The 21,634-nt window shown below is 70.1% G+C and carries 22 protein-coding genes; 8 read left to right on the forward strand and 14 right to left on the reverse strand.

From position 1 onward, the window contains the following. The first annotated feature begins 2 nt into the window (after nucleotides 1-2). From argE to LRF89_RS08725, 8 genes are all read left to right on the forward strand, one after another. The gene (argE, locus tag LRF89_RS08690; RefSeq protein ID WP_238636919.1) at nucleotides 3-1,172 is read left to right on the forward strand and encodes an acetylornithine deacetylase; all 1,170 of its coding nucleotides are present in this window, start codon (nucleotides 3-5) and stop codon (nucleotides 1,170-1,172) included. A 14-nt stretch (nucleotides 1,173-1,186) separates the two neighbouring features. Further along, nucleotides 1,187-2,521 (forward strand): amino-acid N-acetyltransferase, encoded by a 1,335-nt coding sequence (argA, locus tag LRF89_RS08695; RefSeq protein ID WP_238635654.1) that lies wholly within the window; start codon nucleotides 1,187-1,189, stop codon nucleotides 2,519-2,521. A gap of 30 nt (nucleotides 2,522-2,551) precedes the next feature. Then, nucleotides 2,552-3,346 (forward strand): thymidylate synthase, encoded by a 795-nt coding sequence (locus tag LRF89_RS08700; RefSeq protein WP_201241443.1) that lies wholly within the window; start codon nucleotides 2,552-2,554, stop codon nucleotides 3,344-3,346. Nucleotides 3,347-3,434: 88 nt separating this feature from the next. Further along, nucleotides 3,435-3,800: a nucleotidyltransferase domain-containing protein gene (locus LRF89_RS13530; RefSeq protein ID WP_201241444.1), complete on the forward strand. Its 366-nt coding sequence runs from the start codon at nucleotides 3,435-3,437 to the stop codon at nucleotides 3,798-3,800. Further along, nucleotides 3,778-4,266, forward strand: coding sequence for a hypothetical protein (locus tag LRF89_RS08710; protein WP_201172287.1), 489 nt, complete (start codon nucleotides 3,778-3,780; stop codon nucleotides 4,264-4,266). The genes LRF89_RS13530 and LRF89_RS08710 overlap by 23 nt, the downstream gene beginning before the upstream one ends. A gap of 25 nt (nucleotides 4,267-4,291) precedes the next feature. After that, nucleotides 4,292-4,780, forward strand: coding sequence for a dihydrofolate reductase (locus LRF89_RS08715; RefSeq protein ID WP_238636921.1), 489 nt, complete (start codon nucleotides 4,292-4,294; stop codon nucleotides 4,778-4,780). A gap of 14 nt (nucleotides 4,781-4,794) precedes the next feature. After that, entirely contained in the window at nucleotides 4,795-5,757 is a 963-nt protein-coding gene (locus LRF89_RS08720; protein ID WP_238636922.1) for a radical SAM protein, read from the forward strand. Nucleotides 5,758-6,066: 309 nt separating this feature from the next. Beyond that, a complete protein-coding gene (locus LRF89_RS08725; RefSeq protein ID WP_238636923.1) occupies nucleotides 6,067-7,212 on the forward strand; it encodes a porin in 1,146 nt (381 codons plus the stop codon). A gap of 102 nt (nucleotides 7,213-7,314) precedes the next feature. On the opposite strand, the gene LRF89_RS08730 is transcribed toward LRF89_RS08725, so the two are convergent. From LRF89_RS08730 to LRF89_RS08795, 14 genes are all read right to left on the reverse strand, one after another. Then, nucleotides 7,315-9,324, reverse strand: a complete 2,010-nt coding sequence (locus LRF89_RS08730; RefSeq protein WP_238636924.1) for a hypothetical protein — start codon at nucleotides 9,322-9,324, stop codon at nucleotides 7,315-7,317. Continuing rightward, nucleotides 9,321-9,524 carry a hypothetical protein gene (locus tag LRF89_RS08735; protein WP_201172308.1) on the reverse strand — a complete coding sequence of 68 codons (204 nt, stop codon included), beginning with the start codon at nucleotides 9,522-9,524 and terminating at the stop codon, nucleotides 9,321-9,323. Before LRF89_RS08735 ends, LRF89_RS08730 begins: the two co-directional genes overlap by 4 nt. Before the next feature lie 8 nt (nucleotides 9,525-9,532). Next, a complete protein-coding gene (locus tag LRF89_RS08740) occupies nucleotides 9,533-10,123 on the reverse strand; it encodes an LPP20 family lipoprotein (protein ID WP_201172310.1) in 591 nt (196 codons plus the stop codon). Between the two features lie 90 nt (nucleotides 10,124-10,213). After that, complete coding sequence (locus LRF89_RS08745) at nucleotides 10,214-10,903, reverse strand: hypothetical protein (protein WP_238636925.1); 690 nt, start codon at nucleotides 10,901-10,903, stop codon at nucleotides 10,214-10,216. Next, complete coding sequence (gene rho, locus LRF89_RS08750; RefSeq protein WP_201172324.1) at nucleotides 10,900-12,162, reverse strand: transcription termination factor Rho; 1,263 nt, start codon at nucleotides 12,160-12,162, stop codon at nucleotides 10,900-10,902. Before rho ends, LRF89_RS08745 begins: the two co-directional genes overlap by 4 nt. Before the next feature lie 106 nt (nucleotides 12,163-12,268). After that, on the reverse strand, nucleotides 12,269-12,595 hold the full coding sequence (gene trxA / locus LRF89_RS08755; protein WP_011814842.1) for a thioredoxin TrxA: 327 nt from the start codon (nucleotides 12,593-12,595) through the stop codon (nucleotides 12,269-12,271). 202 nt (nucleotides 12,596-12,797) lie between these two features. Next, nucleotides 12,798-13,181, reverse strand: a complete 384-nt coding sequence (locus tag LRF89_RS08760; protein WP_201241672.1) for a hypothetical protein — start codon at nucleotides 13,179-13,181, stop codon at nucleotides 12,798-12,800. An 85-nt stretch (nucleotides 13,182-13,266) separates the two neighbouring features. After that, a complete protein-coding gene (gene cysQ, locus LRF89_RS08765; RefSeq protein WP_201172328.1) occupies nucleotides 13,267-14,091 on the reverse strand; it encodes a 3'(2'),5'-bisphosphate nucleotidase CysQ in 825 nt (274 codons plus the stop codon). Between the two features lie 28 nt (nucleotides 14,092-14,119). Continuing rightward, nucleotides 14,120-14,674 carry an ADP compounds hydrolase NudE gene (gene nudE / locus LRF89_RS08770; RefSeq protein WP_201172330.1) on the reverse strand — a complete coding sequence of 185 codons (555 nt, stop codon included), beginning with the start codon at nucleotides 14,672-14,674 and terminating at the stop codon, nucleotides 14,120-14,122. A gap of 65 nt (nucleotides 14,675-14,739) precedes the next feature. Then, complete coding sequence (locus tag LRF89_RS08775) at nucleotides 14,740-15,915, reverse strand: acetate/propionate family kinase (protein ID WP_201172332.1); 1,176 nt, start codon at nucleotides 15,913-15,915, stop codon at nucleotides 14,740-14,742. Between the two features lie 14 nt (nucleotides 15,916-15,929). Next, nucleotides 15,930-17,246, reverse strand: coding sequence for a bifunctional enoyl-CoA hydratase/phosphate acetyltransferase (locus tag LRF89_RS08780; protein WP_238636926.1), 1,317 nt, complete (start codon nucleotides 17,244-17,246; stop codon nucleotides 15,930-15,932). A gap of 14 nt (nucleotides 17,247-17,260) precedes the next feature. Beyond that, nucleotides 17,261-19,018, reverse strand: coding sequence for a PHA/PHB synthase family protein (locus LRF89_RS08785; protein WP_201241675.1), 1,758 nt, complete (start codon nucleotides 19,016-19,018; stop codon nucleotides 17,261-17,263). Nucleotides 19,019-19,138: 120 nt separating this feature from the next. After that, a complete protein-coding gene (gene traF, locus LRF89_RS08790; protein ID WP_238636927.1) occupies nucleotides 19,139-20,428 on the reverse strand; it encodes a conjugal transfer protein TraF in 1,290 nt (429 codons plus the stop codon). Continuing rightward, entirely contained in the window at nucleotides 20,425-21,534 is a 1,110-nt protein-coding gene (locus LRF89_RS08795) for a LytR C-terminal domain-containing protein (RefSeq protein WP_238636928.1), read from the reverse strand. Before LRF89_RS08795 ends, traF begins: the two co-directional genes overlap by 4 nt. Nucleotides 21,535-21,634: the final 100 nt, after the last annotated feature.

A 21,634-nucleotide genomic window follows, 5' to 3' on the forward strand; every position in this document is an offset into this window, starting at 1 on the left:
CCGTGACCGCCCCGCTGCCGGCCCTGCACGAGATGATCGCCGAGCTGGTCGCCGAGCCGTCGGTGAGCAGCGTCGAGGCGGAGCACGACCAGGGCAACCGTGGCATCACCGAGCGGCTGGCCGGCTGGCTCGAGGATCTGGGCTTCGACTGCCGCATCGAGGCCCTGCCCGGCCGTCCGGAGAAGACCAACCTCACCGCCACCCTGGCCCCAGCGCGGGCACCGGAGCGGGGCGGACTGGCCCTGTGCGGGCACACCGACACCGTCCCCTGCGATCCGCAGCGCTGGTCCGGCGACCCGTGGCGCCTGCGCGAGGTGGACGGCCGCCTCTACGGGCTGGGCGTGACCGACATGAAGGCGTTCCTGGCCCTGGCCGTCGAGGCGGCCCGCGAGGTGAACCCGGCGCAGCTACAGGCACCGCTGACCCTGCTGTTCACGGCGGACGAGGAGAGCGGCATGGACGGCGTGCGCGCCCTGCTCGACGCCCACCCGGAGGGCCTGGGCCCACGCCATGCAGTGGTCGGCGAGCCGACCCGCAACCACCCGGTGCACGTGCACAAGGGCATGATGATGGAGGCGCTCCACATCGAGGGGCGGGCCGGGCACTCCAGCGACCCGCGCCTGGGGCGCAACGCCCTGGACGCCATGACCCGGGTGCTCAACGCCCTGATCGCCTGGCGCGAGGAACTGGCCGCCACCCACCGGGACGAGCGCTTCGCCGTGGCCCACCCGACCCTCAACCTCGGGCACATCCGCGGCGGCGACAACCCCAACCGCATCTGCGGCGAGGCGGAGCTGCACATCGACCTGCGCCCCCTGCCCGGCATGGATCCGGCGGCACTGCAGCAGGAACTCGACCGGCGCCTGGCCGAGGCCCTCGGCGACGACGCCGTACACCTAACCCGCCGCCCCCTGTTCCCGGCCCATCCGCCCATGGCCACGCCAGCGGACGCCGAGGTGGTGCGCTTCGCCGAGTCGGTCACCGGCCACCCGGCCGGTGCCGTGGCCTTCGCCACCGAGGCGCCCTACCTGGCCCGGCTGGGCATGGACGTGGTGGTCCTCGGCCCCGGCGAGATCGAGCAGGCCCACCAGCCCGACGAGTCCATCGCCATCGAGCGTCTGGCGCCCACCGTGGCGCTGCTGCGCCGCTTCATCCACCGCTTCTGCCTGTAGGCCGCGGAGCCCCCATGCGTCTCGCCGACCTCGATCCGCAGCAGTTCGTGGAGTGGTTCCGCCACGCGGCGCCGTACATCAACGCCCACCGCGGGCGAACCTTCGTCGTCGCCTTCCCCGGCGCCGCCGTCGAGGGCCCGCGCATCGACGGCCTGGTCCACGACCTGGCGGTGCTGGCCAGCCTGGGCGTGCGCCTGGTGCTGGTCCCCGGCGCCCGCCCCCAGGTGGAGCAGCGCCTGCGCCGCCGCGGCCTGGAACCGCGCTACGCCCAGGGCAGCACCGGCCTGCGCATCACCGACGGCGACGCCCTGGAGTGCGTGCGCGATGCCATCGGCGAGGTGCGCACCCGGCTCGAGGCGCGCCTTTCCACCGGCGTGGCCACCTCACCGATGGCCGGCCTGCGCCTACGCGTAGCCTCGGGCAACGTCATTACCGCCCGCCCGGTGGGGGTGCGCGACGGCATCGATCACCTCTACACCGGCGAGGTACGCCGGGTGGACGCCGAGGCGCTGCGCCGACGCCTGGACGACGGCGACGTCGCCCTCGTCTCGCCCCTGGGCTACTCGCCCACCGGCGAGGCGTTCAACCTCTCGGCCGAGTCCGTGGCCCGGGCCGTGGGCGAGGCGCTGGCGGCGGACAAACTCATCCACCTGACCCGCCACGCGCCGCTGCGCGATGCCGACGGCGCCCCGGTGCGCGAACTGACCCCGCGCGAGGCGCGGGCCCGCCTGGACGCCGGCGGGCTCGCCGACGACGCCCGGCGCCTGCTGCACAGCGCGCACCAGGCCTGCCTGGGCGGCGTCGGCCGGGTCCACCTGCTCGACCGCACCCAGGACGGTGCTCTACTGCTGGAGCTCTTCACCCGGGACGGCGTGGGCACGCTGATCGCCCCGGAGCCCTTCGAGTCCCTGCGCACCGCCGGGCTCGACGACATCCCCGGCATCCTCGGCCTCATCCGCCCGCTGGAGGAGAGCGGCGCGCTGGTCTACCGCCCCCAGGAGCTGCTCGAAGAGCAGATCAGCGCCTTCACCGTGGCCGAGCGCGACGGCGCCGTAGTCGCCACGGGCGCCCTGCTGCCGTGGCCGGCCGAGGATGCCGGCGAGATCGCCTGCCTGGCCGTGGACCCGGACTACCGCGGCGCCGGGCGCGCCGACGCCCTGGTCCGCCGCCTGGAGCAGCAGGCCCGCGGCCACGGGCTGCACCGGCTGTTCGTGCTCACCACCCGGGCCGAGCACTGGTTCCGCGAACGCGGCTTCGAGCCCGCCGCCCCGGAGGCCCTACCGGCCACGCGGCGGGCGCTCTACGACCGGACCCGGGGCTCGAAGGTCCTGGTCCGGGACATTCCGTGATCCGCCAAACCTGAGGAGTGCTTCGGGCTGATGCGCGCCTATCTCGATCTCGTCCGCCACGTCATGGAGCACGGCCACCGCAAGGCCGACCGGACCGGCACCGGCACGCTGTCGATCTTCGGCCACCAGATGCGCTTCGACCTGCAGGCCGGCTTCCCCCTGGTGACCACCAAACGGGTCTTCTGGCGCGGCGTGGCCGAAGAGCTGCTGTGGTTCATCCGCGGCAGCACCAACGCCCGCGAGCTGGAGGAGCGCGGGGTGCGGATCTGGTCGCCGTGGGCCGACCCGGACGGCGAGCTGGGACCGGTCTACGGTGCCCAGTGGCGCAGCTGGCGCGCGGCGGACGGCGGCGAGATCGATCAGCTCCGCCAGGTGCTCGAGCAGCTGCGCGAGCGCCCCGACTCCCGCCGGCACCTGGTCAGCGCCTGGAACGTGGGCGAGCTTGAGCGCATGAACCTGCCGCCCTGCCACCTGCTCTTCCAGTTCTATGTGGCCGACGGGCGGCTCTCCTGCCAGCTCTATCAGCGCAGCGCCGACCTGTTCCTGGGCGTGCCGTTCAACATCGCCTCGTACAGCCTGCTCACCCACCTGGTGGCCCGCCACGTGGGCCTGGACGTGGGCGAGTTCATCTGGACCGGCGGCGACTGCCACCTCTACCTCAACCACCTGGAACAGGCTCGCGAGCAGCTCGGCCGCGAGCCGCGGCCACTGCCCACCCTGCACATCGACCCGGCGGTCACCGACCTCTTTGCGGTGCGCTTCGAGCACCTGCAGCTGACGGGCTACGACCCCCACCCCAAGCTGACCGCCCCGGTGGCGGTGTGAATCTGCAGCCAATAACTCCGATATGCCATCATGAGGCGTGATATGACGCAGTTTTAAGCGCGACCCACGGCGACCTCAGGATGCCAGCATGGCCGAGACACCCGCGAAGCCGCAGCACACTTCCAACTACCGGCGACTGCGCACTCAGCGAGCGCAGGCTGCGCGGGATCGCGTACTCCCTCTTGCTCATGAGGCATTGGGACGCCTTCAGAAGCTTGGAGTGGAAGCCCGCGTGACGGGATCGCTGGCACGGGGCACATTCCACGAGCGCTCGGATGTCGACTTCCTGATCATCCGATTGCCCGACGAGGAGCTGCGGTATCGGCTGGAGCGCGTCATCGAGGAGACGATGGCCGGCATCCCGTTTGATGTCGTCTATCTCGATGAGGTCAGTCATCCCGAACTCCGCCGACGATTCCTTGAGGCCGCCCGTGACCGAAGCAATCTGGCGTGATATCGAGATTGAACTTGAACGTCTCGAGCGCGAGGAAGGGTTCACGCAACGCTTGCTCCAGGAAATGCCCGAAGACCCGCCGTCGGACTCTTATGTTGAATGGCGGGATAAGAAGGCGCTCTCCGATGCCGTTGAGTCCCTCTACACCGGGATGGAACGAGTCCTGAACATCGTTGCCGAGCACTGCGATGGAGAAGCGCCCGCCGGCCGCGACTGGCACCGGCGCCTGATTGACCGCCTTGCCCACGAAGGCGCCGACAGCCAACGGCCGCCATTGCTCTCATCGGAGACCGCCGAGCGGCTCCACGATCTACGCGGTTTCAGACATCGCTCCCGCCAGGGCTACGGCGCTGAACTCGACTGGCGGAAAACGCGCCGGGCCGGAGGCGACGCACTCGACGCACTAACCGCCTTCCGCAACGACCTGCACGTGTTCGGGCGAGCACTCGGCCTGCACGACCATTAACCCTCTTCCACCGGGGAACGGATTCATGGAAATCGTCCTTGTCGCCATCGTCGGCCGCAACGGCGTCATCGGCGCCGACGGCGACCAGCCGTGGCACTTCCGCTGTGACCTGCAGCACTTCAAGGCGATCACCCGCGGCCACCCGGTGATCATGGGCCGGCGCACCTTCGCCGCCATCGGCCGCCCGCTGCCGCAGCGGACCAACATCATCCTCAGCCGCGACCCGGCCTTCGTCGCCGAAGGCGTGGAGGTGGCCGCCGACGCCGAGACCGCCCTGGCCCGCGCCCAGGCGGCGGCCGGCGGCGAGCAGGTGATGATCCTCGGCGGCGGCGCGGTCTACCGGCTCTTCCTGCCCCGCGCCCACCGGGTGGAGCTGACCGAGGTGGATGACGCCCCGCCCGGCGACACCACCTTCCCGGCGCTGGGCGACGACTGGCGGGAGACCGCCCGGGACGAGGCCGAGGAAGACGGCTACCGCCTGACCTTCCGCACCCTGACCCGCCGCGACGGCTAACACCCGGAGGCGCCGTGTACCAGTACCTGTTCGGCCCCGTCCCCTCCCGCCGTCTGGGCATGTCCTTGGGCGTGGATCTGGTCCCGCACAAGGTGTGCAGCTTCAACTGCGTCTACTGCGAGTGCGGCCGCACCACCCGGCTGACCGTCGCCCGCGACGCCTACGTGCCGCTGGCGGCGGTGACCGCCGAGCTCGAGCACTACCTGGCCCACCACCGCCCGCCGGATTTCTTCACCTTCTCCGGCGCCGGTGAACCCACCCTCAACAGCCACCTGGGCGAGGTGCTGGCCTTCATCCGCGAGCGCGCGCCGCAGGCGCGCACGGCGGTGATCACCAACGCCAGCCTGATCGACGACCCGCAGGTGCGCGCCGAGCTGGCCGCCGCCGATGTCGTCATGCCGTCGCTGGATGCCGCCACCGAGCGAACCTTCCGGCGCATGGACCGCCCCTCGCCGCGGGTGCGCCTGCAGCCACTGCTCGACGGCCTGGTGGCCTTCCGCGACCGCTTCAGCGGGGCCATCTGGCTGGAGGTGGTGATCCTCCCCGGCCACAACGACCACCCCGAGGACCTGGCCGCCCTGCGCGAGGCCCTGGTGCGCATCCGCGCCGACCGCATCCAGCTCAATACCCTTGACCGCCCCGGCACCGAGACCGACCTACAGCCCGCCCCGCGCGAGCAGTTGGAGCGAATCGCCGCCGAATGGGGGCTGGGGAACGTCCACGTAGTCGGCGCCGCCCCGGACCCCGGCAACGAGGCGGGCTACCGCAGCGATGGCGGCTCCAACACCGTACTCGCGACCCTGGCCCGCCGCCCCTGCACCGCCGACGACCTGGCGCACCTGCTCGGCCTCCCCACCGACGAGGTGACCGCACGCCTGGCCACCCTGGAGGCAGAGGGGCAAATCACCGCCGTGGTGCAGGAGCGCGGGGTGTTCTACCAGGCCACGGACCGCGCCGCCCGGGGCGAGGCGGAGTGACGTCAGGGACTTGGGTGCCGCGAAGCCGCGCACGCCTTCAACCACTACTGCAAGAGGCCTGCGAAACTTATTGAAAATGTTGCGCCACTCCCCACCGGACGTATTGCGCCGATCCTCGGCCATCGTGTAAAAGGTGGCGTATCCGCTGAGCCGCTTGAGAAGGCTCAACGGAGCCCGTGACGCGGGGGCACTCAAGCATCGCCGGCACCGGCCGACAACGATTGGTGAGGGACCGGCTCGCGGAAACGGCGGCCCCGGCTGACAGAACGACAAAAGCAGAAGCTCAGAAGAAGACGAGGAGCACCCCCTATGAAGAAGCAACTCATCACCCTGGCGACGGCCACCGCCATGGCCGCCCCGGTGGCCGTCCTTGCCGACAGCCACGACGACGGCATGGGCTGGTTCGACCTCTACGGCCAGGTTCACACCTCGCTGGACAACGAGGGCTACGACAACGTGGACGGCGACAGCGGCAGCCTGACCCTCCACGACCACAGTTCGCGGATCGGCATCCGGGGCGAGAAAGGGCTCGATACCGGCGTCGAGGCGTTTTATCAACTCGAGCAGGCGATCCATTGGCACGACTTCCAAAGCCTGCAAGAGGATATCCTCGATGCGGATCGTGGCCTCCGTGACACCTTTGTCGGCCTCCGAGACGAGCAGCTGGGCGAACTCCGCTACGGTCGCCTGCCGTGGCTGAACAACGTGGTCTACGGTCCGGGTAACTTCTTCCCGTTGCAGGCGGGTGATCCGGGCAACGTGATTTCCGCGGCTGTGAACCCTGTGGCAGGAGATGGCTTCCCGGCCAACCCTGGCCGCGCAGGTTTTACCGAATACGAGACCGATGAAGCCAACCCAGATAATGCAGTAAACGACACCCAAGATGCGGTGCAATACACCACGCCGGATCTGGGCGCCTTCGGTGCAAGCCTCACCGTCCACCCATCGCACATCAACGATGCCGGTGACCAGGAACACAACTTCATGGCTATCGGCACCTACAACGAGGGGCCGCTGTCCGTGCAGGCCACCTTCTTCCAGTGGCACTACACCGCAGACGACGATATGAGTGCCCTCGTCGGAAGCGCTGAGTACGACTTTGGTGGCATGCGGATTGGCGGCGGCGGGTTGGCCGCAAGCAACGATGCCGACGACCAAGACAACAACGCGGTGTGGCTTGGCGGCGACATGGATGTAACCAACCGCGGCACCGTCAAGGCGCAGCTGGCCCAGCACCTGGCCGATGCAAGTGATTCCGACACCCTGATGATGGCCGTCGGGTACGACTTCCAGCTGGCCGAGCAGACCAAGCTCTACGCCAACCTGGTTTGGTTCGACAACGACGACCAAGCTAATGTGGCGCCGCACTCCTACGCCACTAGTGCGACGACTACCGATGTGGGGCTTGGCGAGGACGGTACGGTAACCTCCTTCGGTGTCCATCACCACTTCTAAAGCGGTCCTCACCCGCACAACAAGAAGCCCCGGGTGCAACCGGGGCCTTGTCTGACTCCAGGGCGCCCTCGGGCGCCCTTTTTTTGTCTCGAGATCGGGCTGCTAATCGAAGTGGGTGCCGGGGCGCGCCTCGACCTCGGCGGGCAGGCGGTAGCCGCGCTCCATGGCCGTGCCGCCCAGACCGACGAGCAGCAGCGGGCGCAGGCCCTCGCCGCCGGCGGCGATGCGCGCGCTGACCAGCCACGGTCCCCACTGCCCGCCCAGCTCGAGGAAGGGGTAGCGATTGGAGCTGCGCCCGCCGGGCATGGGGACCGCGCTCTCGTCGTCGTCCCAGCGACTGCGTTCCCACGCCTGGTTGGCGGTGAGCCAGCCCACGCCCGTCTCGCCCAGGGGCCGCCACAACCCGGCGCCGATGGTCAGCTGCACGGTGTCCAGATCGACATCAGCACGCTGACCGGCAACGTCCTCGACCCGGTAGCTCACACTGCGCAGACCGAGACTGCCGCTGGCGGTAACCGGCAGGCGATCGGCGAAGTACTGCCCCTGAACGCCGAAGTGGACGTTGAGTTCGCCGTCGCGCTCCACCCGGGTAAGCCCATCGAAGCCGTCCGGGCGGTCGCTGTAATCGACCCCGCCGTCGCTGCCCGGCAGGCGGTAGCTGTCGTAGGGCTCGCCGCCAAGGCTGCCCACGCTCACGCCCCAGCGCCAGCCGTAGTGGTAGGGGTGGCGGTAGCGCGGCTCCTTGTAACGGCGCTCGATGCGCTGGTCCGGGCGCAGCACCAGCTCATCGACGACGTCCTGGTAGTCGGGGTCATTCCGGGTGACGCGCACCGTGTACGCCCCCGCCTCGGCGGGGCGGCGGATGGCACCGGGCTCCTGGTGGTCGTGGCTGTCCAGGCGGATGACGCTGTGCCGGCCGGCGGCACGCAGGTCCAGGTGGCCGTACTGGCGCTCGGTCAGGCGGGCCGAGAAGTAGGCCGCCGGACTCCGCTCTCCGACTTCCACCGTGGCCGTCTCGCCGCGGTACTCGGCGGTGTCCAGCACCCGGATGCGGTAGCGCTGCCCTGGACGCACCGGCACCCGCGCCGGGGTGACGTAGTCGCGCCCGTCGATGCGCACCACCGCCCCGGCGGGCTGGGTGTGCAGGTAGAGGGTGGCTTGCTCGGCGTCCGCCCACGCCTCCGGCTGCAACGCCACCAGGCAACAGAATTGGGCGGGCAGTCCGGCGGGCTGATCCGGGGCACCGAGGACCTGGACGCGGATCTCGCCACCGAGACCGCGCAGACTGCGCGCCGCTGTCCGGCCGTTGTCGTCGGTGAGCAGGGTCATGCCGCCGATGCGCAGCTTGAGGTTGGGCTGTGGGCGCAGGGAGTGGCGGTCCACGGCCACGAAGCGGACCTCGCCGTCGGTCACCACCGGGATCACCTGCAGTTGCGCGGCGGCCTCCCGGGCGGTCTCCTCGAAGTAGGCGGCGAAGGTGGTCTCGCCCAGGCGGGGGCTGTAGAGTCGCTCATCGCCCACGCCGGTGCGCACCACCGTCTGGTGGCCCCGCGCCGCGCGGGCGAAGCGCTGCCCGGGGCGGTCCTCGGGCACCGCCTCGGTGAGCTCGAACTGCGCCATGGCCGGGGCGTTGCGCCGGGCCTGGGCGCGCAGCCGATCCATGCGCCCATCGGGCAGGCGAACCCGGACGTACCACCCTTCGGCCACCCGCTGCTCGGCCACTACGCTTGCACCCTCCAGGGCGACGTGGCTCACCGAGGCCACGGTGGCGGTAAGTTCCAGCTCGGTGTCCCGCTCCACCTCGTCCCCGGCGACCTCACCCCGGCGTTGCAGGCTGCGGAAGACCTCGCGCTGCTCGCCGCGCACGGCGGTGACCACCTCACCGGCGATCTCGTAGAGGGCCGACTGGCGTGCCTCCTCGGGGGTCTCGCCGGTGCCGTGCCCGTAGGTGTAACCCGGCTCCGCCGCCGCCCGCCCCTGCTCGCGCAACTCCGCAGCATCGGGGTGGCGATCGCCGAGCCAGGCACACCCGCCGCCGAGCACCATCCCGCCAACCAGCAGCAGGACGGCGGCGAAACGTGGCAGGCGGCCCGGCACGGGAGCCCCCGTCACCGCTGCTGCATGCGGTCGCGATGCTCGTCCCGGGCCCGTTCCAGATCCTGCTCGGCCTGCTCCCGCTCCTCGCGGGTCTCGGCCTCCTCCAGGGCGCGCTCGGCGGCCCGCTCGCTGGCGCTGCGCTCAACCCGCTCGGCACAGCCGCCGAGCAGCAGCGCGCCGAGCAGCGGGATCAACAACGTCCGGCCACGGCGCATGGTGCCCCCTACTGGTTGACCCGCTCGCGCAGCCGGTCCAGGTGGTTCTCGGCGGCGCCGCGCAGATCCGAACGCAGCCCATCGTCGTCCTCGGCGCCGATGGCGCGGAAGTAGGCGTCGAAGTCCTGCTCCAGATCGTACTGCGACATCACCACCCAGCGGCCGTCCTCGGTGACGTCGGTGCGTTTGACCTGCACGCCGACCAGGGTCTGGTCGATCCACTGCTCGGTGCTCTGCTGCAGCTGCTGCCGGGTGCGCGCGCCCTCCTCGTCACGGCCCAGGTCCTGACGGTCGAAGTATTCGCTGTTGAGCGCCTGGATGGTCTGGGTCAGCTGCTCGGCGATCTCGGCGGCGGCGTTGGTGCGCGCCTGGCGGCGCATCTGATCCGGATAGTCCGGCTCGGCCTGGGAGACGCCGAAGCCGTAGACCACCATGGACTCCTCCGGCGTCTCGCGCTGCACGTACCAGCCGGGCAGCCCCAGGCGCTCCTCGGCCTCGGGCTCGGTCTCGGGCGGCTCGTCGGGGGTGGTGCCGCAACCGATCAGGGTCGCGGCCAAGGCGCTGGCCGCCAGCAGGGCGGGGAAACGGTTCAGGGGCATGGATCCTCCGGGGTGAAAGCCGCTTCGTGGATGGTCTCCACCAGTCCCTACTATAGCCCAATCACCCCTGCTGCGCGCCGGGTATCCAGGCTAGAAGATGCGGCCGAAGACCATGTGCACGCCGGCGCTGCCGCCGGTGTCCGCGTGCAGGCCGACGTAGCCGGTGCGATCGACCATCAGATCGAGCTGGGTGTAGGCGCCGGTGAGCCGCTCCTGCTCGAAGCCGTCGCGTACACCATTCACGTACTGATCGCCATCGATGGCACTGAGGTAGCCGCCCACGCTCCAGCGCACCGGGCCGACGCGCACCACCGGCCCGAGCCGCGCCTGCAGCTCGGTCCACTCGCGCTCGACCTCGCGGCCGTTGCTGCTGCCGTCGACGTCGTGCCAGGTGTAGCGGACCTCGCCGAGCAGGCTCACCGGCTCGCGGTGGAACAGGTGCGAGCGCACGCCGGCGCCGATGTAGTAGCCGCTGAGGCGGGTGGAATCGGCCACCTGGCTGCCGGGGTCGTCCACCCGGGAGCGCATCCAGCCGCCGAACAGGCCGGGCTGGATCTGCGGGTTGCCAACCTCGAAGAGCTGGAAGCCGACGCCGCTGGTGCGGTGCTCGACGGTGCGATTGCCGTAGTCGAGGTCGGTCTGGGCGTGGGCACCGCTGATGCGCAGATCCACGTCGTATCCGCGCTCACCCTGGTAGCCGTGCGCCGACGCCGGGCCGGCCACCGCCATCACCACGGCGGCGATCAGCGGGGCACGGACGCGGCGGCGCGGCAGGGTCATGTGCGCTTCATGGCCTCGAAGAACTCGGTGTTGGTCTTGGTGTCCTTGAGCTTGTCGAGGAGGAACTCGATGGCGGCGACTTCGTCCATGTTGTTCAGGAGCTTGCGCAGGATCCAGGTCTTCTGCAGCTCCTCCGGCGTCATCAGCAGTTCCTCGCGGCGGGTCCCGGAGCGGTTGAGGTGGATGGCCGGGTAGATGCGCTTCTCGGCGATCTTCCGGTCCATGTGCAGCTCCATGTTGCCGGTGCCCTTGAACTCCTCGTAGATCACCTCGTCCATGCGCGAGCCGGTCTCCACCAGCGCGGTGGCGAGGATGGTCAGGCTGCCGCCCTCCTCGACATTGCGCGCCGCGCCGAAGAAGCGCTTGGGCCGGTGCAGGGCGTTGGCGTCGACACCGCCGGTGAGCACCTTGCCGGAGGACGGCACTACCGTATTATAGGCGCGCGCCAGGCGGGTGACGGAGTCGAGCAGGATGACCACGTCCTTCTTATGCTCGACCAGGCGCTTGGCCTTCTCGATGACCATCTCGGCGACCTGGACGTGGCGCGAGGCCGGCTCGTCGAAGGTGGAGGAGACGGTCTCGGCGCTGAGCACCGAGCGGGCGAACTCGGTGACCTCCTCGGGCCGCTCGTCGATGAGCAGGACGATGAGGTAGCACTCGGGGTAGTTGTAGGTGATGCTCTGGGCGACATTCTGGAGCATCATCGTCTTGCCGGCCTTCGGCGGCGAGACGATCAGGCCACGCTGGCCCTTGCCGATGGGGGCGACCAGATCGATGACGCGGGCGGTGAGGTCCTCGGTGGAGCCGTTGCCCCGCTCCATGCGCATGCGGTCGCGGGTAAAGAGCGGCGTCAGGTTCTCGAAGAGGACCTTGTTCTTGGCCGCCTCCGGCGGCTCGAAGTTGATCTGGTCAACCTTGAGCAGCGCGAAGTAGCGCTCGCCATCCTTGGGCGGGCGGATCTTGCCGGTGATGGTGTCCCCGGTACGCAGCGCAAAACGCCGGATCTGGCTGGGCGAGACGTAGATATCGTCGGGCCCGGCCATGTACGAGGCATCGGCGGAGCGCAGGAAGCCGAAGCCGTCCTGGAGGATCTCGAGGACGCCGTCGCCGTAGATGGAGTCGCCGTTCTTGGCGTGGGCCTTGAGGATGGCAAAGATGATGTCCTGCTTCCGGGAGCGGGCAGTGCCCTCAATGCCCATGGACTGGGCGATCTCCAGGAGTTCGGTGGCTGGCTTTCTCTTGAGCTCGGTGAGATTCATGGTTCGCTTCGGCGTGGGGAGGGTCACGGGGGCGCCGTCCCGCCGGAGGTCCGCAGGGGCGCGGTAGCGCGGGACTGCATCCGGGGGCGGCGCCGCGGCGGTTTCGCTACAGGTTGCTGTCGATGAACGCGGTCAGCTGGGACTTGGACAGGGCGCCGACCTTGGTGGCCTCGACGTTCCCGCCCTTGAACAGCATCAGCGTGGGGATCCCGCGGATGCCGTACTTCGGCGGCGTTTCCGGGTTCTCGTCGATGTTCAGCTTGACCACCTTGAGGCGGTCGCCGTAATCGGCAGCGATCTCTTCGAGAATGGGGCCGATCATTTTGCACGGGCCACACCACTCGGCCCAGTAATCCACCAGCACCGGCACGCTGGCTTGAAGCACTTCCTGCTCGAAATTCTGGTCGGTGGCGTGCACGATTGCGTCGCTCACGGTAGAAGACCTCCAGGTTCGATTGCGTCGATATGGGCGGAGCCGCTGCGCGAGGCTCGGAAAATTGGAAACCGCTCGCTGATTGGAACCGAGGATCCCGACAAGGGGGCCGAATGCGGGATTGGGCGCTGCGCTGCCAAAAGAGCCGGTGCGCGACGCGCGGTTGTAGTAGGACGGAAAATAGCGGCCCTCGGCCAGCGTGTCAACTGCGCTGGCAGGCGCCGAGCGCTTCGCAGCAGCGCAGACCACGCTCTGCCACCTGTTTGAGGTCGCGCAGGGCGTCGTGGGCGGCGAGGATCCGCTCCTGGGTCTGCTCGCCGGCGCCTTCGTCGGCGATGGCTGCGGCGCGTGCCGAATCCGCCGCCTGCTCGAGTTCGATCACCCGGGCGCGGAAACAGCACAAGCGCTGACACTCGACGCAGTTGAGTGTCGCCTCACTCTTGCGCAGCAGCTCCTCGAACACCGCCCGCAGCACCGGCGAGGCGCCCGGGTCGCTGCAGACCGCCGCCACCGCCTCGGCGACGCAGTGGCTGATACGGGTCAGCTGCGCTTCCACCTCTTCCAAGGGGGCCATGGACTCGGCCAATTCCGGTTACCTCCGCTACGGGACAGGCTATGATCCTCTAATGATGCGGGTGAGACTCCACAATCACAAGTACCCCGCTGGCGGCCTAGCGTCGCGCCTCCCAGGGCAGGCCGTCGGTAATGCGCGCCCAGTCGTAGGCCGGGTCGCCCACGGCGATGAAATCGGGATTGAGCAGCGACGCCCCGGTGTTGTAACGCAGCGGGTCCCCGCCGACGTCCATCAGGCGACCGCCGGCGGCCTCCAGCACGCACTGCGCCGCACCGGTGTCCCACTCGCAGGTGGGCCCGAAGCGCGGGTACAGGTCGGCCTCGCCCTCGGCAATGCGGCAGATCTTCAGCGAGCTTCCCACCGAGAGTTCGCGGTAATCGCCCAGCCGGGCGAGGATATCGGACACCGCCGCCTCGCGGTGGGAGCGGCTGACCACGGCGGTCAGCGGCGGCTCGGCCGCCCGGGTGCGGATGCCGCGCCGCTCTCCGCCGGCCTCGCGCCAGGCACCGGCGCCTGCCGCAGCCGCCCACGTCACCCCCAGATCCGGGGCGTGCACCACGCCGAGCACCGGGCGACCGCCGTCGACCAGCGCGATGTTCACGGTGAACTCACCGTTGCGCTTGATGAACTCCCGGGTGCCGTCCAGCGGGTCGATCAGCCAGTACTGCCCCCACGCCGCGCGCTCGGCCGGCTCGATGTCCTCGCCCTCCTCCGAAAGCTGCGGCAGATCGGGGGTCAGGCCGCCCAACCCGGCCCGGATGGCGTCGTGGGCCGCCTGGTCGGCCCGGGTCAACGGGCTGTCGTCCGCCTTGGCCTCCACCTCGAAGTCGGCGGTGCGGTACACCGCCATGATGCGCTCACCGGCCTGCTCGGCGATCTCCTGCACCGGCGCCAGCCAGCGCTGCCACTGTTGCTCTGCCATCATCCCTTCCGTGTCGTTCGGGCGCGCATTACGCCGTGCGCGCCGCCAGGTGATCCCGCGCCAGGAACAGCGCGGTAATCGAGCGCGCCTCGGTCAGATCGGCCTGCCCGAGGAGCCGTTCCAGCTCTTCCAGCGGCCAGGGCACCACCTCGATCGGCTCCGGCTCATCACCGGGCAGGGGATGCTCGTAGAGCCCCTCGGCGAGGATGAGCTGCGTGCGGTGACTGAAGTAGGCGGGCGCCAGGGTGACGCTGCGCAGCACGGTGAGCCGCTCGGCGCCGTAGCCGACCTCCTCCATGAGCTCGCGGTTGGCAGCGCGCAGCGGGTCCTCCTCGGGCTCCACGCGGCCTTTGGGCAGCCCCAGCTCGTAGCACTCGGTGCCGGCGGCGTACTCGCGGATGAGCAGCACCTCGCCACGGGTGTTCACCGGGACCACCAGCACCGCCCCGGCTGCGCTGCCCCCCAGTCGCTCGTACTCCACCTCGACGCCGTTACGAAAGCGCAGCCCCACCGACTCGATGCGAAACAGCCGCGAGCGGGCAACGGTGCTGCGGTGGAGCGTCTCCGGGTAGCGATCGCTCATCGGCCCTGCCTTTCTTCGCGTCGGGCCATTGTACATCCCCCGACCCGGCGGCGGCGAGCGCCGCCTCAGGCGGCCAGGCGGGCGGTGTGGGCGGCGATGACCCGCTCCTCGTCGGTGGGGATAACCCAGGCGCGAAGGGCGCTGCCCGCCGCGGTCAGCCGGGGTCCACCGGCCTCGTTGGCGGCGCCGTCGAGCTCCAGGCCGAGCCAGGCCAGCCCCTCGAGGATGCGCCGGCGCACCGGCGTGGCGTGCTCGCCGATCCCGGCGGTGAAGACCACAGCGTCCAGCCCGCCGAGGACCGCAGCCAGGCCACCGATCTCGCGCAGCGTACGGTGGCAGAAGAGATCCACCGCCTCTTCGGCGGCCGGGTCGTCGCTGTCGAGGAGCACGCGCATGTCGGCGGAGAGCCCGGAGACGCCCAGCAGCCCGGACTCGCGGTAGAGCAGGCGCTCGACCTCCGCCGCCGTCATCCCCTCCTGCTGGAGCAGGTGCAGGATCACCCCGGGGTCGATGTTGCCGCAGCGCTGCCCCATGGGCAGACCGTCCAAGGCGGTAAAGCCCATCGTCGTGGCCACGCTGCGCCCGCCGGCCAGGGCGCAGAGGCTGGCGCCGGCGCCCAGGTGGGCGACCACGGTGCGCCCTGCCGCGGCGGCCGGATCGTATTCCGGCAGGCGGGCGGCGATGTACTCGTAGGAGAGGCCGTGGAAGCCGTAGCGGACCACGCCACGCTGCTCGTAGGCACGCGGCAGGGCGAAGCGCTGGGCGACCGCCGGCTGGGTGCGGTGGAAGGCGGTATCGAAGCAGGCCACCTGGGGCAGTTCTGGCGCCACCCGGCGCACCGCTTCGACAGCGGCCAGGTTGTGCGGCTGGTGCAGCGGCGCCAGGGGCTCGAGCTGGTGCAGGGCCTCGAGCACCGCCGCGTCGATGACCACCGGCGCGCTGTGCGCCTGGCCACCGTGGACGATGCGGTGCCCGGCGGCCACCAGATTCAGCTCGCCCAGATGGGCGCGAACCGCGTCGAGCACGGCCGACAGCGCCGCATCGTGGTCGGCACCGGCCCGCAGCTCGCGGGTGGCGACCGCCCCCTGCAGATCATCCACGTGCAGCCGTGCCGCGGCCCCGATCCCCTCCACCTGGCCACGCAGGTGCAGGGTCAGGGCGTCTTCATCCCCGTGCCGGTAGACCGCGTACTTGACGCTGGAAGAGCCGGCGTTGAGGACGAGGATGGCGTCGTCGGGCATCGGGCCGCCTCCGGCTAGAGGTGAGCCAGACCGCGGCGCTGGCGGTCAGCCACCAGCAGCGCAATGGCGCAGGAGGCCAGCCGGGCGATGACGTCATCGGCCCGGGAGGTGAGCACGATGGGCACCCGGGCGCCGAGAACGATCCCCGCCGCCTCGGCATCAGCCAGGTAGTAGAGCTGCTTGGCCATCATGTTGCCGGACTCGAGATCGGGCGCGATAAGGATATCCGGGTTGCCGGCCACCCGCGAGTGGATGCGCTTGGTCCGCGCCGCGCTCTCGGAGATGGCGTTGTCGAAGGCCAGCGGGCCGTCGAGCAGACCGCCGGTGATCTGCCCCCGGTCGGCCATCTTGCACAGCGCCGCGGCGTCGAGGGTCGAGGGGATCTCCGGGTTCACCGACTCGGTGGCCGAGAGGATGGCCACCTTGGGCTCGGCCACGCCGAGGGCGTGGGCCAGCTCGATGGCGTTCTGGCAGATATCCCGCTTGCAGGCCAGGTTGGGGGCGATGTTGATGGCCGCGTCGGAGATCAGCAGCGGGCGCGGATAGGTGGGCACATCCATGGCGTAGACGTGGCTGATGCGCCGCTCGGTGCGCAGCCCCTTCTGCCGGCTGACGACCGCGCCCATCAGCTCGTCGGTGTGCAGCGAGCCCTTCATCAACCCCTCGACCTCGCCGCGGCGGGCCAGATCGACCGCCGTCTCGGCGGCGTGGTGGGAGTGCTCGACGTCGATGATCGGCGTTGCCCCCAGCTCCAGCCCCGCCTCGTCGGCGGCGGTGCGGATCTTGTGCTCGGGCCCGACCAGGGTGAGCGTCATCAGATCGTGCTCTGCCGCCTGCATGGCGCCCTGTAGAGCCAGGGCGTCCACCGGGTGGACCACGGCGACGCTCATCGCCGTCAGGTCGTCGGCCATGCGCAGCAGGCGGTGGAGTTGCCGACGCCGCCCCTTGCTGGTCCCGGCCAGGCTGCCCGGCTCGCCGTTGATGCGCTCAGTGGGCACGCGCACGGTGATCTGTCCGCTGATCACCGGGTCGCCGGTGTCCTTGACCGCGCGGGCGGCGATCACCGCCTGCCCGGTCTCGGCATCCTTCTCGACCACTTCCAGGGTGATGGTGACCACGTCGCCGATGGCGACACTGCCCTGGTAGATCAGATCCTGGGCCACCGGCTGGGTGCCGGGGCCAGGCAACTCTGTACAAACCGCGTTGACCAGCATCGTCCCCGGCCACAGGCCCTCGCCGAGGGTGCGCACATCCTGGTGATTGAGTCGGCTGGTGGTCTCCACCTGCTGGCCGGGGTGGAGCTCGTCGAAGAGGAAATTCTGCACCGTCATCGAGACACCCCGGCTCACTGCTGCAGCACGTAGGTGCCGGGGGCGTCGGTCAGCGGCTGGTACGAGCCCTCGCTCTGCCCCACGCCGGGCGGCGCCACACGGTTGCCCGAACGCTCGCGCAGCCACTGCTCCCACTCCGGCCACCACGAGCCCTGCTGCTCCGTCGCCTTCTCGAGAAAGACATGGGAAGGCACGTAGGGATCACCGACCCGCCGCGCCAAGCTGCGGTAGATGCGGCGGGGATGCCCCGGCGGCGTGACGATGCCGGCGTTGTGCCCGCCCTGGGTGAGGGCAAAGGTGACATCGGCGCGCGGCAGGAAGCGGTTGATCTTGTAGACCGAGCGCCAGGGCGCGATGTGGTCCTTTTCGGTGCCTACGGCAAAGGTCGGCACCTGGATATCGCCGATGTGGATCGGCTGACCACCGACGTCGTAGCGATCCTCGACGAAGTCGTTGTTCAGGAACAGATCCCGCAAGTACTCGCTGTGCATGCGGTACGGCAGCCGGGTGGTATCGGCGTTCCAGGCCATCAGGTCGATGACCGGGCTGCGCTGGCCCATGAGGTAGTCGTGGATCAGCCGCGAGTAGATCAGGTCCTTGGAGCGCAGCAGCTGGAACGCACCGGCCATCTTGGCGCCGTCTAGATAGCCCTCCTCCCACATCATGTCCTCGAGGAAGGTGACCTGGCTCTCGTCGATGAATAGGTCCAGCTCGCCCGGCTCGGTGAAGTCGGCCTGGGCGGCGAGCAGGGTCATCGTGGCTAGGCGGTCGTCACCGTCGCGGGCCATGGTGGCCGCGGCCAGCATCAGCAGCGTGCCCCCCAGACAGTAGCCGACGGCGTGGATCTGGCGCTCCGGCACGATGGTCGAGACCGCATCCAGGGCGTCCATGACACCGTCCCGGCGGTAGGTGTCCATGCCCAGGTCGCGATCTTCGCGCCCCGGATTCTTCCAGGAGATGACGAAGACCGTGTGGCCCTTGCCCACCAGGTACTCGATGAGCGACTTGCCCGGACGCAGATCGAGGATGTAGTACTTCATGATCCACGCCGGGCAGATGAGGATCGGCTCCGGGTAGACGGTCTTGGTGGTGGGTTCGTACTGGATCAGCTCCATGATCCGGTTGCGGTAAACCACCTTGCCCGGTGTCACCGCCAGGTTCTCGCCCACCTTCCACTGCTCGGCGCCCACCGGCGCGCGGCCGCTGATCGTGCGCTCGCTGTCCTCGAGCAGGTTGGCGAAGCCCTGTACCAGGTTGGCACCGCCCTGGCTGAGGGTCTCGTCGAGGACCTCGGGGTTGGTGGGCAGGAAGTTGGACGGCGAGTAGAAGTCGAGCACCTGCCGGCCCATGAAGTTGACCACGTCCTCGTGGTGCTGGCTCACCCCACGAATGCCCGTCGTGGCGCTGTGCCACCACTGCTGGGTCAGCAGGAAGCCCTGCTCGAGGACGTCGTAGGGGAAACGGTGCCACTGCTCGGCGCTGAAACGGTCGTCCCCGGACCACGGCTTGGTGCAGGGCTCCGGGCAGGTGCCGGTCAGGCGACTAAAGACGTAGGCGTTGTAGCGCAGGGTGTTGCGCATCGCCTCGTCCATGAGCGCGAACTGCTTGCCCGGGTGGCTGGCCAGATGCACGGCCCAGTCGAAGGTGGCCAGCGACAACGCCGCCGGCGACAGCCCGAGGGTCATCCGGCCCAGGCCGGCGTGGAACAGGCGATCAACGGTCAGCGCTTCGCGCTCACCTTCCTCGAACTCGGGCATCAGGGGGTGGACCATGGTGGGGCTTCCTCGACGTTGCCAACGGGCCGCTCGCGGCGCCCGCGGGCGCCGTGTCGCACTGCACAATCTGGCCCCGGAAGCGCTGCGTGTCAAGGAACCCCCCGCCGCAACACCGGCTCAGAAGGTCACCCCGGCACCAACGCTGAACATCAGTGAGCGCGGGTAGGACTCGTCGTCGTGCTCCACCGAATCCCGGGCGTAGGCCAGGTCCAGGTCGATGACCGAGAACAGCGTCAGGCCGGTGGTGATGTACTCGAGCTCGGAGCCGGTGAGATTCTTGCGGTAGCCGAAGCGCACACCGGGCAGCCAGCCCTGGGGCGGGGCGGCCGAAACACTCACCGTGGCCCACTGGTGGTCGTCGCCAAAGGCGTCCTCCACGCCGTTGGCGTCCAGCGAGCCGGCCACCACCCAGCTCCGGTCCGGGGTGTAGACGGCGCCCTCGAGACCGAGCTGCCGCTCCAGGGTGTAGTCCGGGCGGGCCTCCAGCTCACCGCTGTCGATGAACTGCGCGGCGGCATCACAGCGCGACCGGGCGGTGCTGTCCGTATCGTAGTCATCGCAGTCCGTGCCGATGCGCCGGTAGTCGAGGCTCGGCTCGTTGACGTTGCGCAACGTCGCCCCGGCCTGCCAGCGCTCGGCCACCCACAGCGCGCCAAGGTCGACGCCGAGCCGCGTGGTGGCCTCGGTGTCGTCGCGCAGGGCGTCATCGAGGACATCGGCGGTGTCGTCATCCTCCACCTCGTCGAAGGGGATGACCGCCTGGGAGAGCTCGCCCTGGATCATGTTCAGCCGGGCACCGCCCACCAGTCGCCCCTGCTCGCGGACGACCAGCGGGCGCGCATACCCCAAGCGTAGCTCCCGGATCGTGGCATCCTGGATCTGGAAGGCCACCTCGGCGTCGTCCGAATCCCAATTGGCGTCCGGGAAACCGCCGTCGTCGAAGAGCAGCCCCAGCCGCGCCTGCCCGGAGCCGCGGGCCTCCACGGTGAGGGCGTCGCCGCGCTCCCCGCTCAGCGGAACGACCACCGGCGTCAGCGGGAGCTGGGCGGCGCCGCCGAGCTTGAGGTAACCGTCCTCCACGGCCGCCTCGAAGAAATCGATGAACTCAAGGAACTCGTCCTCATCGTCAAGATCCGCCGCTAGGGCATCGTCCAGTCGGTCGATGAAACCGTCCACCGGACCCAGCTCCGCCCCGGCGCTCACCGAGCCGAGCCCCACGTGCCGCTGCCCGGGTCGGGCGGCGGCGCCGGCCGGGTTGGCGAGACTGCCCAAGGCGTGGGGATGGCTGGTGGCACCCAGGGTGAACCCCGGGCTCACCGCGGCGCCGGGGGCCGCCGCCAGCGCCGCGGCGGGCGCGGCGGCCACCGCCAGGGCGCCGGCCAGATACAGACTGCGACGGCGGCTCACGATCCATCCTCCTCTGCACCGTGCCCCAGGGGTTCGCGCTGATCCCGGCCCACCAGGATGCGGACATCGGCCCCGCGGGGCAGATCCCCTTCGGTCACCTCCTGAATCCGCTCTAGGGACTCGCCCAGGGCGACGGCCTGCTCACCGTGGCCGGGACGGTAGCGGATGTGCGTGGTCTGCTGGCCATCACGGCCGTGCGCCGAGTCCTGGACGCGCACCACGTAGTGCCCTTCCTCCCGTACGCGATCCGCCATGGCCCGACCCATTCCCACCTCGCCGGAGGCGTTGATGACCTCGACGTCGAGCTGCCCGGCGCGGCGGCGCAGCAGCTCGATCCGCTCGCGCTGCTCGTCGGCCCGGCCGGCCTCCATGGCGGCCCGGGCCCGGGTGCTGGCGTGGGCGGCTTCCAGGTGCTCGACCCGTGCCGCCAGCTCGCGCCGCGACGGCGCCGGCTGCGGGCGGTGGGTAAGCTGGGCCGTCACGGTATTCGTGGGCTCGACCCCGCTGTCCGGCAGATCACGCCCGGCGCTGAGGGCAAGATCGATGGTGGGACCAAGGTGGAGGCGCACCCCGGGGCGCAGGGCGAGCCCGAATTGGTTCTGCACCTCGTCGCCGCTGACCCCGTAGACGGCGGCCGCCTCCAGGGTGAGATCGAGGGACGCGGCCACGCGGTGCTCGGCGCGGGCCCCGTAGCGCAGCCGGTTGACGGCGCGGTAGCCGGGCTGACCGTCGATCTCCGCCACATCGGCCCGCTCCACCGCCACACTGCTGTGCAGCCGCGTGGCGCCCAGGTCGTCGCTCAGGTGCAAGCCGAGACCAAGGTTGTGGCTGCCGCTGCCGATGCCCGAGTCGCCGTCGGCCGGGGCGACGGTGCCGTAGCCGGCCAGGGTGATGTCCGCTGCGCCCGGCTCCCGGCGCAGCGGCGTCGCCGCCTCCAGGGCCAAGTGGCGCAGGCCATTGCCGTCATCGCCCTGCGACCGGTGGTTGGCGGAGAGACCGATCTCGTAGCCGGCGGGCAACCCGTAGCGGACCCGGGGCTCGATGAGCTGCGCATCTTCCCGCTCCGAGCCCGACCAGCTCTGACGGCCAACGGACAGGGCGTGCACGGCAGCCCCATCCTCAAGAACCTCGGCGCCGCGGGCCCCCGCGGGGTACCCGGGCGGGGGGGCCGGGGGGGGGCCCCCCCCACCCCCCCCCCCGGGGGGG

The organism is Halorhodospira sp. 9621, from assembly GCF_022228055.1.
GTDB classification, from domain to species: Bacteria; Pseudomonadota; Gammaproteobacteria; order Nitrococcales; family Halorhodospiraceae; genus Halorhodospira; species Halorhodospira halophila_A.

What these genes read in the sequence shown, in the direction of transcription:
- LRF89_RS13530 (WP_201241444.1), top strand. Translation starts at nt 3,435, where the DNA reads ATGGCCGAGACACCCGCGAAGCCGCAGCACACTTCCAACTACCGGCGA.
- LRF89_RS08745 (WP_238636925.1), bottom strand. Translation starts at nt 10,903, where the DNA reads ATGACCCTGCCGCGCCGCCGCGTCCGTGCCCCGCTGATCGCCGCCGTG.
- argA (WP_238635654.1), top strand. Translation starts at nt 1,187, where the DNA reads ATGCGTCTCGCCGACCTCGATCCGCAGCAGTTCGTGGAGTGGTTCCGC.
- cysQ (WP_201172328.1), bottom strand. Translation starts at nt 14,091, where the DNA reads ATGGCAGAGCAACAGTGGCAGCGCTGGCTGGCGCCGGTGCAGGAGATC.
- nudE (WP_201172330.1), bottom strand. Translation starts at nt 14,674, where the DNA reads ATGAGCGATCGCTACCCGGAGACGCTCCACCGCAGCACCGTTGCCCGC.
- LRF89_RS08775 (WP_201172332.1), bottom strand. Translation starts at nt 15,915, where the DNA reads ATGCCCGACGACGCCATCCTCGTCCTCAACGCCGGCTCTTCCAGCGTC.
- LRF89_RS08740 (WP_201172310.1), bottom strand. Translation starts at nt 10,123, where the DNA reads ATGCCCCTGAACCGTTTCCCCGCCCTGCTGGCGGCCAGCGCCTTGGCC.
- LRF89_RS08725 (WP_238636923.1), top strand. Translation starts at nt 6,067, where the DNA reads ATGAAGAAGCAACTCATCACCCTGGCGACGGCCACCGCCATGGCCGCC.
- rho (WP_201172324.1), bottom strand. Translation starts at nt 12,162, where the DNA reads ATGAATCTCACCGAGCTCAAGAGAAAGCCAGCCACCGAACTCCTGGAG.
- LRF89_RS08780 (WP_238636926.1), bottom strand. Translation starts at nt 17,246, where the DNA reads ATGACGGTGCAGAATTTCCTCTTCGACGAGCTCCACCCCGGCCAGCAG.
- LRF89_RS08735 (WP_201172308.1), bottom strand. Translation starts at nt 9,524, where the DNA reads ATGCGCCGTGGCCGGACGTTGTTGATCCCGCTGCTCGGCGCGCTGCTG.
- LRF89_RS08715 (WP_238636921.1), top strand. Translation starts at nt 4,292, where the DNA reads ATGGAAATCGTCCTTGTCGCCATCGTCGGCCGCAACGGCGTCATCGGC.
- LRF89_RS08785 (WP_201241675.1), bottom strand. Translation starts at nt 19,018, where the DNA reads ATGGTCCACCCCCTGATGCCCGAGTTCGAGGAAGGTGAGCGCGAAGCG.
- LRF89_RS08700 (WP_201241443.1), top strand. Translation starts at nt 2,552, where the DNA reads ATGCGCGCCTATCTCGATCTCGTCCGCCACGTCATGGAGCACGGCCAC.